Raw genomic sequence first — 13,144 nt, 5'->3', positions numbered from 1 at the left:
TTTCACAAGAAAAGTTAGATAGGGTAGAGAAAACTTGTTTCTCAGTGTCTCTTATTCTTTAACACCACCGATGGTTAAACCTTTTACAAAGTAGCGTTGGAAGAATGGATAGAGAATCGCAATCGGAACAGTCGCAACAACGACCATGGCCATACGACCTGTTTCTTTTGGTAAGGCAACAGCAAGTTGTCCTGACATACCAACTGACTTAGCAATGTAATCCATGTTGTTTTGAATTTGCATCAGCAAATATTGCAATGGATACAAGTTATCACTCTTGATGTAAAGTAGGGCATTGAACCAGTCGTTCCAGAATCCAAGTGCTGTCAAAAGTGTGATAGTCGCAATTCCTGGAAGAGAAAGTGGTAAACAGATTTGGAAGAAGATCCGAGCCTCACTAGCCCCGTCGATACGAGCTGATTCGAGGATTGCTTCTGGGATAGTCTTCTTAAAGAAGGAACGCATCAACATGATGTTGAATGGTGATAGAAGCATTGGAACAATTAAGGCCCAAATAGTATCACCAAGGTGAAGCAATTGAGTCACCACGATATAGCCTGGTACCAAACCAGCATTGAACAACATACTAAGAAGAGCAAAAACTGTAAAGAATTTGCGATACTTAAACGTTGAACGTGAGATGGCATAAGCGTAGGTTGTGGTGATGAATACGTTTGTTAATGTACCAACCACTGTCACAAAGGCTGAGATAAAGAGCGCTTGTAGAATCTTGTCCTTGAACTGAGCCAAGAACTCAAAACCATCTAAACCAAATTGTGATGGGAAGAAGCTATATCCATATTGAACGATACTCTTCTCATCTGTAATTGAGATAATGATTACAAAGATGAAAGGCAAGATACAAGAGAAGGCCAGCAAACCAGATATAATACTAAAGAAGATATCTGCTTTTTTGCTGAAGGAGTGTATGCCAACATTATCAATTTTTTCTTTTTGAATTTTTTTTGCCATATGCTCCTCCTTTCTAGAATAGTGCTGAGTTAGGATCAACACGTCTTGCAAGTAAGTTTGATAGGATTACGAGAATCAATCCGACGACTGACTGATAGAGACCGGCTGCTGATGCCATACCGATATCTGCTGTTTGGGTCAATCCGTTAAAGACATAAACGTCCAATACGTTTGTTACACTATAAAGCTGACCAGCGTTGTGAGGGATTTGGTAGAAAAGACCGAAGTCTGCGCGGAAGATGTTTCCGACTGCAAGGATGGTCAATACTGTCACAAGCGGTGTCAACTGAGGGATGGTTACGTTACGGATACGTTGCCATTTGCTAGCACCGTCCACTGTCGCTGCTTCGTAGTAAGTTGGGTCAATACCCATGATAGTTGCATAGTACATCACACTACTATATCCAAAGCCTTTCCAGATACCTAAGAAGAGAAGGAGGTACGGCCAGATGCTGATATCAGCGTAGAAGTTGATACCCTTCATTCCGAGAGCTTCTAAGGTATGGTTGATAAGCCCTTTATCGATATTTAGGAAAGCATCTGTAAAGAAACTGATGATAACCCAAGATAGGAAGTAAGGGAACAACATAGATGTTTGGTAGATTTTAACCATTTGCTTAGAGCGAAGTTCACTAAGGATAATGGCAATACCAACTGACACAACCAAACCGATAAAGATAAATCCAAGATTGTAAAGTACAGTATTTCGAGTGATGACAAAGGCATCTTTGGAACTAAACAAGAATTTAAAGTTATCTAGTCCGACCCATTTACTATTTATAATACTGTGGACGAATCCTTCACCAGTCATATGGTAGTCTTTGAAGGCAACCACATTTCCAAATACTGGGATGTAGAAGAATAAAATCAACCATAGTGTCCCTGGTAGAACCATTAAGAGAAAAATCCAATTATCTCTTAAAGTTTTTGAAAACTTGTTCATAATTTCCTCCCTTTTAATTTTCTAAAACTTCATAATCTCACATTTTTTAATCTTGATAACGTTTACAAAAATAGTATACTCTTATTTTTAGGACAGTTTAAACTACAAATTATAGAAAAAACTCCACAAATTATTTTATGTGGAGAACTTTTTTATATAAGAATAGGTTTCACGGGAAACTTTCTTCCTGAATAAAGTTTTTCTAGGTCGTATAAATAGTCGAAGCTGTCGCAATAGTATGCCACTGATTAGCCGTTGTGGCTGCGAAGTCCTTATCTGCGTAGAAGTCAGTAAATGGCAAGATGTCTACTTCTAGTTCGTCGATACGTGAGATAGAACCAGCCAGATAGGCTTCAATACGACTTTCTGCTCGCTTGATGCGTTGCAAGAGCCCACCCATACGGATATCTACTGTATCCAAGCCAAAGACCTTGTTTTCTTTCAACCATTGCTGACTAAAGAGAGCATGGAAGTGTTCAATCTGACTTCTGAGTTTTGGTAATTCTTCCCTAGCGATTTGTTGCAAGCTCTCTTTATCATCTGCTTGATAGGCTTGACGGATACGTCGTCCCACATCAACCTTGCCACTTAAAATAGCATTCAACTGAGCCTGAGTCTCAAAGAGATAGGCGTAAGCGCCCGCTTTTTCTTTGATAGCAGCAAGAGTCTCAGCTGCTTGGGCAAAGTGAGGTTTGTCCTGTTCAGGAGTCATGTGTTTGTCAAGAATTGGGCAGAGAACATCCTGATAAAAGACATAGCGGTTGGGGTTGATACCATGTATATTACCTGGTAGGTCTGGCAATAGGTTGGCAAGATCAAGTTGCATGAAGTCCTCAACGGATAGACCTGTATTGGTCTTGAAATGGGCAGATAGACGCTCTAAATCATTACGATAGCTGAGTTCCGCCCAGATTTGCAAGCTAGGCAGAATAGAGAACTGGGCTGTTTCTCCACCATTATCTGCCCAGCCAGTCACAATAACTTCCTTAATCTGATTGGCACGGCAAGCTTTATTGGCTTCAAGAGCGATTAGACGACTGAAATGATTGTGTGGTGTGAAGCCAATCCACTTCCAAGCACCACCTGCAAAGGCGATATCCTGGCTAATCTTGTGGTGATTATTAAAGTTACGGTTGTATTTTTCCTCGCTATCTTGGTAATAATCCCAGTAAACCAAGGTCACACGGTCTTTGAGACGGTCAAGGTAAACACGAGTTTCTTCTGGAATTTCCACCTCACGGTCGTACTGGCCATCTGCTGACATGAGCTTGAAGAACATATCGCTCCACATCTGGCAGTGGAAACCATACTTGTCTGCAATATCCAACACACGCTCCAAGTGTTGGCACATGAGGAGGCTACGATCAACCACACCGTTTAGGATAAGGTAACGTCCCAAACCAACCAAGTGGGCTTCGTCCATGCCGATATTGACCTTGCGTGTTTGTAGCTTAGACAAAGTGGCAAACATACCGTCAATCAGGTCATAAACCTTTTCTTCACCGATGAGGAGAATATCCTCTACATCGCGGAGTTCTTGCACTTCTTTGACGCCCCATTTGACAAAGGCTGACAAGTGGGCCAAGGTCTGGATGCATGGGACAAAGGTCATGTCAAACTGCTGGGCGTATGCTTCAATTTCCTGTAACTCTTCAGCTGAATACGCTCCACGGAAATAACCAAAGTAAGGTTGCCCCTCAATCTGATAGGTGTCTTCCATATAGAGCTCAAAGGTTGAATAACCCATGAGAGCCAAAACTTCAATCATCTGCTTGGCAGATGCAACATTTAGAACCGCATTACGGGAACAATCCGCCATGTAGGCTAAATCTTCATAAGCCGCTTGTTCTTCAATTTCTACCTTGTCCCCTTCTGCTAAAGCTGTTGCTAGCACAGATAAAGCACGGTAGAGTTGATGAGGTTTACGGTAGGTCAGTTGATACTGCCCCTTATCACCCTTGATAGAGATAGAAGCTTGGTCAGATTGAGCGACTGCCACCTCTACATCTGATAGAGAAATGTGACTTTTTAATACTTCGATAGCTTGCGCTTGTTTGGAACTAAGTCCTGTAAAACTTACCATTGGTTTTCCTCCTGTAACCAGTTGACAAGGGCACCGTAGAGATTGGCATCTGCCTGATAGGTGCAAGCTTGAATGACTGGCGCAATTGTATATTCTTCATATCTTTCCACAAAGGTGTCTACTGCTTTTTGCACACCTTTGATAAAATCTGGGTTTTGACTGATAGAGCCACCTAGGCTAATGACATCTGGGTCGATTAGATACTGGATATTGAGTAATCCTTGAGCTAGATTACGATTCATACGCTCAATGGCTTCTTGGCAAAGGGCATTGCCTGCTGCAGCCTCTTGGTAAACCTTACGTCCATCCCAGTCTGACTGACCTGATTTTTCAATCACATAATGAACCATGTTTCCTGTAGAAGCTAGTTGTGACCAGTTATTGAGTTTTTCTGCTGGTTCGATAGTTGTCATGTAACCAAACTCTCCACCCAAGCCATGGCGACCACGGTGAATTTTGCCATTGATAATCATAGCACCGCCAATCCCTGTGCCAATGACAACACAGGCTGCATTTTCAATCTCAGGATGAGCTAGCAGTTCACTAAGTCCAACACAGTTGGCATCATTTTCTAGATGGACAGGGAGTTGGTGATGAGCAAGGGTCTCATACCATGAAAAACCATGGATATAAGGAATGGCACTAATCCCCTCAATCACTCCTGTTTCTTGATTGACCGCTCCTGGCACACTCATGGCAATCCCACGATAGTCCTGTTCTGACAAGCGTTGGTCCAACCAAGCTAGCAAATCTTCTAAAGTTTCTGGAGTTGGGGTGCTGGTTTTATCTAAAATCTTTCCATCAGGAGTTAGACTAGCAAACTTAATGCCAGTCCCTCCGATATCAATCGTTGCAATGGTCATGGCTTTCACCTGCAAAAAGGAGCGAATCAGCAGTTGGTTCTTACTTTTTCGCTCCTCCTTTCTGTTTATGTTTACTTTTTGAAATTAAATTTCTTCTTTTTGAATGAGTTCTGTACGAATTTCCTGTGGCGCCAATAGTCCTGAATGGACTGGGTATGGGCGTTCCAGCAAGTCAAGAATGGTTTGTTGTTTTTCAGACACGCGGATATTTTCTTGACTCATGTTGTAGTAACGAAGAACGTAACCTTCTTCATTTTCAGCTACCTTAAAGGCTGTCGGACAGACTTGTGGAAAACTAAGAGCAGCATGGGTGAAAAGACTACCAGTAGCTGCAACACTTCCTTCTTGTTTTTCAACTTGAAGGGCTGTAAAAGGCACTTGGAAGGCTTTGGCACGACGGAAAGCAGAGAAGCGTTCGCCTGCTTGGTGACATTCTACTGCAAATTCAACTTCGATATCACGCAAGCACTGAGCTTCCGGCGTTGGAAAGTAACCCCAGTCACCGAGTTCGCCTGAAGCACGAAGAAGGGTTACAGCCATGGTGTCATCTCCAAGAATTTCATACTCGTGCAATCCTTTATTGGATACTGTCACTCCTTTAACATCATCATACAAGCTGACAAAGGCTTGTTGGTGTTGTGGATTTTCAGGATTTTCCCAAGAAGCTGCTGGTTTATTTGGTCTTTTCACAACTTCATAGATGCTTTCAGAATCATTGCTTGGACGAGTGTTATGAGTTTTCACCAAGAGACGGATGCGGTGATCCTTGGCTGTATTAGTAAAGCGAGTCTTGAAGCGAATCTGTGGATTGTCCACAAAGACGGTCATCTCAGTTTCAAGAGAAATAGTTGTCAACTCTTCTGAACGACCTGCATCTCGTTTCATGAACTCGATGATACCTCTTTGTTCTGCATCCAATTTTTCATCTGCACTGATTGGAATAGTCAAGTCATGTTTGAGCAATACCTTAGCATAGCGAGCATTGTTTTCTAGGACATCGTATCCCTTCAATTGAGCATAGATTGGATCAGTTCCTTTTGGTTGGAAGTAAATGTACTCGTTACCAATATCTCCACGGTCCTCGAATTGGATGAAATCTTCGTAGGCTTCGTTTGTAGTCTTGTCATAGACTGTGATTCCTTCATCTACACTCACTGTTACGAATGGGGTATCAATGACTCCGTTTTGGTAAATACCATCACGGTGATCTACTTGACCTTCGACCAATTGGAAACTTGCCCAAGAAAGCGGTGCAAGGTGGATTGGAATTGTCACGCGCACTTGGCGTGCAATATAGGGTTGGCGGAATTTATCCTTAGGCAAAGTATAGCCAAAACTTGCACCCAAGTCTTCAATCTTGGCTTCAAGGACATGGCCATCTAAATCTTCAACATGGTAATCTGGCAAGGTCACGGTTGCCATCTTCTTGTAACCTTCAGTCGGATGCAATTCTTTAAAATCACAAGTCACAACATCCACTACAACACTAACTGTATCAACCTTGTCATGTAAAGCTGTGTTGACAACGGTAAAGAGGTGGTCGCTTTGCGCTTCCTGAGTTGCTATTTTATGTTTCCATTCATTGAGAAGGTTTGTTTTGACGAATTTCCCAACTTGGTTGACCTTGGCAAAGCGAGTTTCCATTTCACGGTGAACTTCGTCAATACTACATCCGCAGATACTATCGTGTGGTGCATTTTGCAAGAGCACTTTCCAAGCATAGGTCAATTGATCCTTGTGGTTATGTCCACCAGTGATGATGGTTAATGGTTCTACTACTTGCTCAAGTAAGTTACTATTTTCCTGGAAGGCTTGTTTGAGATAAACACGTGAAGAAGAGGTATTGGCAAGGGTATACCAGCCATCCGTTTCCTGACTGGTCAATTCACCTGTAACTGTTGATAGGTGTTCAGGAAGTGCACTTTCGACAGCTTGAACGTATTCATCAAAGGAGCTATGAATAAAAGTCACGTCAGGGAAAAGTTCGTTCGCCACACGAATAGCTTCACTCAAGTTTCGTTGAACTGGTTGGTGGTCACAGCCGTTCATCATCAACCATTGGTTGGTCGATGCATAGTCACGAACATCTGCCAATTTTTGTTTCCAGAAAGCCAAGGCTTCGTCTTTATCTACTGGAATTTCGTTTCCGTTACTGTACCAGTTAGCAAAGAGAATACCGAGTACACGGCTACCGTCTGCACCTTGCCAGTACATTTCAGAAAATTGAGAAGTGAATTGCTCATCTTCGAGGACTTGGTTGTCAAATCCGATTGGTTTCACCCCGCGTCCAAAGGCTGCTACGTGAATACCTGATTTTTGAAGGATTTGAGGTGCTTGTCCCATATTTCCAAAGGTATCTGGGAAGTAGCCAATCTGCGTAGATTTGCCCCATTTGGCACATTCAGCTTGACCAATCAAGGTATTGCGGACATTGGCTTCACTGGAGATCAAATAATCATCCTGCAAGATATAGAAGGGACCAATCTTAAGCTTGCCCTCGTCAATATAACGTTGCACCTTGTCACGGTTTTCAGGGCGAATTTCTAAATAGTCATCAAGGACGATGGTTTGGCCATCCAAGTGGAAACTTTTGAATTCAGGGTCATTTTCAAAAAGATCAAAGAGATTGTCAAAAAGTTCCACCAATTGCATCCGGTGACTTTCAAAAGGTAGATACCACTCACGATCCCAGTGACTGTGAGAGATGATATGTACAACAACATTTTCCATGAGTAAAACCTCATTCTAACTTAAATTTAAAAATATATTTGTGATTCTTTACAAGAACCTATCGAGCTAAGGCTCATTAGCGAATATCTAGGTAATCCAAGACCAATTCGCAGAACATCATGTTGGCCCATGAGAACCATTCACGAGAGTAGAGAGTTGGATCATCTACGTGAAAGCTTTCATGCATGACACCTGTTCCGCCATCACAGGCAACTAGTTGGTCTAGCAAGTATTTTTTCTCAGCTTTATCTGTAGCTGTTAAGCCTTGGATAGATAGAGCAATCGGCCAGATATAACGATAGAAGGTATGTGAACTTCCGAGTCCACTTGCGTACTCTCCTTGGTAGAAATATGGATTTTCAGGGCTCAGGATAGTGCGACGAGTTGCTTGATACACTTCATCGTTAACATCACAGTAACCCAGATATGGAGCAGCCAACAAACTTGGTACGTTCGGATCATCCATGATGCTAGCATTTCCTAGACCGTCTACCTCAAAGGCATAGATCTTCTCGCCCTTACTATTTGTAGTGTAGGCGTAATTTTCGATTCCTTCTTGAATCTCAGCTTGGAGTCGTTTGGCATCAGCAATAATACTTTCGCCATCAGCTAGATTCAATTCTGCAAAGATTTCTTGCACATAACCCAAGACAACCACTGCAAACATATTTGACGGAATCAAATAGCTATACTGACAGCAGTCATCACTTGGACGAAAGGCTGACCAGGTCATCCCTGTCACAGCAAAGTCTGGGCCAAAGCCGTTATTGACCAAGGTATCTTCCTTACGATCGGTATCACGAACGAAGCGATACGGTGAGTTCTTGTGGTCTTGTTCAACCGTCCATAAATGAAGAATTTCCTTAGTCGCAGTGACAAAGGTTTCATCAAACTGGCTAGTCTCACCAGTTTCCTTCCAAAGGAGATAAGCCAATTGCAAGGGATAGCAAAGCGAATCCACTTCATACTTACGTTCCCAAATCCAGCCATTGAGGTCTGTGTGATCAGTCTCGTGATGACCCTTACAGTTCTCCTCAATATTGAAAGAGTTGGCATAGGGATCTTTGAGAATCAAGGTCATCTGTCGTTTGACCAAACCAGCAATGGTCTGACGCAAACGAGGGTCTCTTTTAGCTACATGAAGATAAGGTCTAAGCTGAGCAGTTGAGTCACGAAGCCACATAGCTGGGATATCCCCAGTTAGTACAAAAGTTGAGCCGTCTTCTAAGATTTCAACTGTATTATCCAAGGTGTCTGTATAGCAACGTTCAAAGACATCTACCCATTCAGGATGATCTTTAGCACGCTCTGCCACCTCATCTAGCCACTCTCTAACAATTTCTTTTGAATAAACCATAAATTATTTTGCCTCTTTCAAACAGATTTTCATTTTCAGTATATAGCTTTTAGTCCAGAAAATATATACACAAATGTTAGTCATTTCTCTACAAAATTGTTATATTTGAAAGTCATTTTCTAAAAGTCTCCTTTTTCTGATATAATGTAGAAAACTACTGAAGGAACTACTATGAAACCTATACTTGAAAGCATTGATACGCGTTTTGGAACAGCCAGTAAACACGCTTTTTCTCGAGGCAATACACTACCCTACACCGGAGTGCCATTCGGCATGAATTACTTTGTCCCCCAAACTAGTGACCAGGAAGGATCTTGGTTTTTTGATCCCCATCTTCCTATCTTTCAGGGTATTCGACTAACTCACCAGCCTAGCCCTTGGATTGGCGACTACTCTTGGCTCTTGCTGACACCAGTAACAGGAGAAATCAGCGGCGACTCGCTCTTCCATCGTCAGTCTTCCTATAATCTTGAGCGTGCTATTTTCAATCCTCATTACCTCAGGATTTTTTCAGAGCGTTACCAGATTGAAACTCACTTAAGTCCTACTTGCTATGGAGCTTCTATTCAACTAAGACAAACACAAGGCAAGAACCTCTCACTCTATGTTCATGCAGCTGATGATTTAACATTAGAGCAAGTGGATCATCGTACTATCGACATTCGACAAAGCGGATTAACGGAAACAAACAAAAGTCCCCTAGCCATGTTCACTGCCCTCACATTTTCAGTAGAAATCTTATCTATCAAGCAAGAGGGACAGGACTGGCGTATTGATTTGGCTGGAGTGGAAACTCAGGTTCAACTAGCGACTTCCTTTATTTCCAAAGAACAAGCCCTCTTTAATCTTCCTAAACAAGATTTTGAAGACACGAAAACAAACGCCAAAGCGAGTTGGGAAGATCTTCTAGGTCGTTTTGATGTCGTAGAAACTGGGCCAGTAGATCGAACATTTTTTGACCACTGCCTCTACAGACTTTTCCTTTTCCCGCAAACCTTTTATGAGGTGAATGAGCACCGTGAAAACATCCATATAGACCTAGCTTCAGGAACTATCAAGCCTGATCTACTCTTTACCAACAATGGCTTTTGGGATACCTTCCGTACTTCATTTCCACTCTTTGCCTTGATCATTCCAGAGCACTATCGTCAATTTCTCGAAGGCTTCCTCAATAGCTATCGTGATACTGGATATCTGCCTAAGTGGCTTGCACCTGACGAAAGAGGAATGATGCCTGGAACCCTGATTGATGGTCTGATTGCAGATAGTGCTTGTAAAGATATGGCGCCTGAACTTGAGGAGGAATTTCTCAAAGCTATGCTTGAAACTGCGACTAAGGCTGATCCAAAAGCTATCAACGGACGACACGGTCTGGCCCAATACCAAGAGCTAGGCTACCTATCCACAGACTATCACGAAAGTGTCAGTCACACGCTAGACTATGCCTACAGTGATTTTTGCATCTCTACTTGTGCAGCAAAATTAGGTCAAGAAGATCTAGCAAAAACCTATGCTCACTATTCTAAAAACTATCAGAATCTATTTGATCCTGAAACAGGCTATATGAGGGCGCGTGATGTAGATGGCAATTTCCGTCCTGACTTTTCTCCTTATAGTTGGGGCCGTGACTACGCTGAGTGTTCAGCTATTCAAGCCAGTCTCGGTGTTTTACATGATATTTCTGGCCTTAGTCAACTTATGGGTGGAAAAGAAGCCTTTAGCAACTATCTCTTAAAAGCTTGTCAAAGTCTCCCACTCTTTGAAACGACGGGTTATGGATATGAAATTCACGAGATGAGCGAAATGGCAACAGTGCCATTTGGTCAACTAGCCATTTCAAACCAACCAAGCTTCCACATTCCTTATCTCTTCCGCTACAGTAATTATCCTCAGTACACCAGTCTCTTAATCAAGACTCTCCGTCAAAAAGCCTTTCGAGCTGGCTGGGATGCCTATCCAGGTGATGAGGATAACGGTAGTCTCTCCGCCTGGTATGTCTGGTCTGCTCTCGGATTTTATCCAACCTGTCCAGGAAAAGCATCTTACGACCTTGGGATTCCACTCTTTGATCATCTACGTGTCTATCTGGCAGAAAAAGAACAGTGGTTAGATATTCACGCGCATCAAAATCATGAACACTTCTATTTTGTAAAAGACTGCCGACTGGATGAAAAAGAAGTTCAAAGTATTAGTCACCAGGATTTGTTAAACGCCCAATCTCTCGATTTTACTCTCAGTTGGCTACCAAACCATCAATAAACTAACCCCCTTTGTGTCTGACAAAGGGGGTTCTCTTTTATACAAAGTTATCCACAGGTTGTGAATAACATTCAACCCTTTTTCAAAAATCATTTTCAAGCATTTCCAAAATATCTTTCCAATTCTATTCTCTATGTTTTAGAATAGAAAGCATCCAACAAAGCTTGTTATATCAAGATTTATACTAGTTTATCATCTCTTATAATTCCTAAATTTCTTGCCACCTTCCAAACCATTGCTATAAAAATATTTTTGATAGGCTAACGTCGAGTTATCCACAAGTTGTAGATAATCTTTTTCTCAATCAACAAGCCCCACTCTCTATCTGTTAGCTATCCTTTACATTTTTTATAGTAAATTTTGAATTTTGTTAGGCGCTTTCAAAAAAACATGATATACTGAAATTATCAGAAAAGGAGACATTATGAAAAAAGATCAACACCAACTTAATTGGCTGATGGTTTCTCTGATCGCTTTCAACATGGTTTGGGGGCTAGGAAACGTCGTCAATAACTATTCTCAACAGGGAATTTCAGTCGTCGTATCTTGGGTTTTAATCCTCGCACTCTACTTTATCCCTTATTCTCTCATCGTTGGACAACTAGGTTCCACCTTTAAGGAAAGCGGAAGCGGTGTTAGTGACTGGGTTGAAAAAACATCAACCAAACGTTTAGCCTACTTTGCTGCTTGGACCTACTGGGTTGTGCATATCCCTTACCTCGCACAAAAACCTCAAGGAATCCTGATTCCGCTTGGCTGGGCCTTGCAAGGCAACGGTCAATTTCTAAAACAAATTGACTTCCACTGGATTGTTATTCTCTGCTTACTTATCTTTGGACTTTTCCTCTACCTTTCTACAAAAGGATTGGCGACTCTAAAAGTCATCGGTAGCTTGGCAGGAAGTGCTATGCTGATTATGTCTTTACTCTTTGTGCTTTTGGCTGTCGGTCTGCCTTTCATTAAACCAGACATCCAATTTGCGACACCGCACATGGACCAACTGAGCACCTACATTCCAAACTTTGATTTTTCTTATTTTACAACAATCTCACTATTGGTCTTTGCAGTTGGTGGTTGTGAAAAGATTTCCCCTTATGTTAATCAAACTCGCAACCCTGCAAAAGAATTTCCAAAAGGTATGATTGTAATGGCAATCATGGTGGGTCTCTCTGCTATCCTCGGATCAGTTGCAATGGGAATGCTATTTGATGGCAATAACATCCCTGAAGACCTCATGCGTAATGGTGCTTATCAAGCCTTCCAAATGTTAGGAAATTATTGGGGCGTTGGAAACCTCTTTGTCGTAATCTACGCTCTTACAAACATGGTCGGACAAATCGCGGCGCTTGCCTTCTCCATTGACGCACCATTACAAATCCTTCTCAATAACGCTGATGAAAACTACATCCCAAGTTGGCTTCGTAAACGTACTGAAAAAGGTGTCCTCATTAACGGTTACCTCCTTACAGGTGTCCTCGTTAGCCTTATCATCATCCTTCCAATTTTTGGTATTCAGGAAATTGACGGACTTGTAAAATGGATGACCAACCTTAATTCTATCGTAATGCCAATGCGTTATCTCTGGGTATTCCTTGCCTATATGATGCTCAACCGTGCGTGGAAAACATACAAAAATGCCGAATACAAGTTTGTGAACAATCCTAAGCTTGGCTTTGTTATCGGTACTTGGTGCTTCCTCTTCACTGCCTTTGCTTGTATCCTTGGTATGGTTCCAAAAATTAACTACGCTGAGAATCCAACTGCTTGGCAATTCTCTCTTCTTACGAACATCTTGACTCCAATTATTCTGATTGGATTAGGTGTGATTCTACCAGTACTTGCCAAAAAAGAACAAAAGAAACAAATCAAATAAATTCTACTACTAGCTAGATAAAATCGATTTTATCTTTGCTTGAAAGAATTTTCTCAGCAAAAAT

General features: G+C 41.8%; 8 protein-coding genes. 2 read left to right on the top strand and 6 right to left on the bottom strand.

Features of this window, described 5'->3' with window-relative positions:
- Nucleotides 1-51: 51 nt before the first annotated feature.
- The 6 genes from TZ94_RS00285 to TZ94_RS00260 all read right to left on the bottom strand — a co-directional run bounded on the left by TZ94_RS00285 (nt 52) and on the right by TZ94_RS00260 (nt 8,948).
- Nucleotides 52-972 (bottom strand): carbohydrate ABC transporter permease, encoded by a 921-nt coding sequence (locus TZ94_RS00285; RefSeq protein ID WP_045613126.1) that lies wholly within the window; start codon nt 970-972, stop codon nt 52-54.
- 13 nt (nt 973-985) lie between these two features.
- Nucleotides 986-1,915, bottom strand: coding sequence for an ABC transporter permease (locus tag TZ94_RS00280; protein ID WP_045613125.1), 930 nt, complete (start codon nt 1,913-1,915; stop codon nt 986-988).
- A gap of 202 nt (nt 1,916-2,117) precedes the next feature.
- On the bottom strand, nt 2,118-3,998 hold the full coding sequence (locus TZ94_RS00275) for a beta-N-acetylhexosaminidase (protein ID WP_045613124.1): 1,881 nt from the start codon (nt 3,996-3,998) through the stop codon (nt 2,118-2,120).
- Nucleotides 3,992-4,861: an ROK family protein gene (locus TZ94_RS00270; RefSeq protein ID WP_045613123.1), complete on the bottom strand. Its 870-nt coding sequence runs from the start codon at nt 4,859-4,861 to the stop codon at nt 3,992-3,994. Before TZ94_RS00270 ends, TZ94_RS00275 begins: the two co-directional genes overlap by 7 nt.
- Nucleotides 4,862-4,945: 84 nt before the next feature.
- Nucleotides 4,946-7,591: an alpha-mannosidase gene (locus TZ94_RS00265; RefSeq protein ID WP_045613122.1), complete on the bottom strand. Its 2,646-nt coding sequence runs from the start codon at nt 7,589-7,591 to the stop codon at nt 4,946-4,948.
- A gap of 76 nt (nt 7,592-7,667) precedes the next feature.
- Nucleotides 7,668-8,948 (bottom strand): glycoside hydrolase family 125 protein, encoded by a 1,281-nt coding sequence (locus tag TZ94_RS00260; RefSeq protein WP_045613120.1) that lies wholly within the window; start codon nt 8,946-8,948, stop codon nt 7,668-7,670.
- A gap of 171 nt (nt 8,949-9,119) precedes the next feature.
- Between TZ94_RS00260 and TZ94_RS00255 the strand changes: the two genes are divergently transcribed.
- Both TZ94_RS00255 and TZ94_RS00250 read left to right on the top strand, forming a co-directional pair.
- A complete protein-coding gene (locus TZ94_RS00255) occupies nt 9,120-11,207 on the top strand; it encodes a GH92 family glycosyl hydrolase (RefSeq protein WP_045613119.1) in 2,088 nt (695 codons plus the stop codon).
- Nucleotides 11,208-11,631: 424 nt separating this feature from the next.
- Nucleotides 11,632-13,080, top strand: a complete 1,449-nt coding sequence (locus TZ94_RS00250; protein ID WP_045613117.1) for an APC family permease — start codon at nt 11,632-11,634, stop codon at nt 13,078-13,080.
- Nucleotides 13,081-13,144 lie beyond the last annotated feature (64 nt).

The organism is Streptococcus infantis, assembly GCF_000960085.1.
Classification (GTDB): domain Bacteria; phylum Bacillota; class Bacilli; order Lactobacillales; family Streptococcaceae; genus Streptococcus; species Streptococcus infantis_C.
Note: the sequence above shows the minus strand (reverse complement) of the source record. Positions and strands in the feature narration are given on the sequence as shown.

Excerpts from the sequence above, each read along its gene's own strand:
- TZ94_RS00250 (WP_045613117.1), top strand. The coding sequence starts at position 11,632 with ATGAAAAAAGATCAACACCAACTTAATTGGCTGATGGTTTCTCTGATC.
- TZ94_RS00255 (WP_045613119.1), top strand. The coding sequence starts at position 9,120 with ATGAAACCTATACTTGAAAGCATTGATACGCGTTTTGGAACAGCCAGT.
- TZ94_RS00280 (WP_045613125.1), bottom strand. The coding sequence starts at position 1,915 with ATGAACAAGTTTTCAAAAACTTTAAGAGATAATTGGATTTTTCTCTTA.
- TZ94_RS00265 (WP_045613122.1), bottom strand. The coding sequence starts at position 7,591 with ATGGAAAATGTTGTTGTACATATCATCTCTCACAGTCACTGGGATCGT.
- TZ94_RS00285 (WP_045613126.1), bottom strand. The coding sequence starts at position 972 with ATGGCAAAAAAAATTCAAAAAGAAAAAATTGATAATGTTGGCATACAC.
- TZ94_RS00275 (WP_045613124.1), bottom strand. The coding sequence starts at position 3,998 with ATGGTAAGTTTTACAGGACTTAGTTCCAAACAAGCGCAAGCTATCGAA.
- TZ94_RS00270 (WP_045613123.1), bottom strand. The coding sequence starts at position 4,861 with ATGACCATTGCAACGATTGATATCGGAGGGACTGGCATTAAGTTTGCT.
- TZ94_RS00260 (WP_045613120.1), bottom strand. The coding sequence starts at position 8,948 with ATGGTTTATTCAAAAGAAATTGTTAGAGAGTGGCTAGATGAGGTGGCA.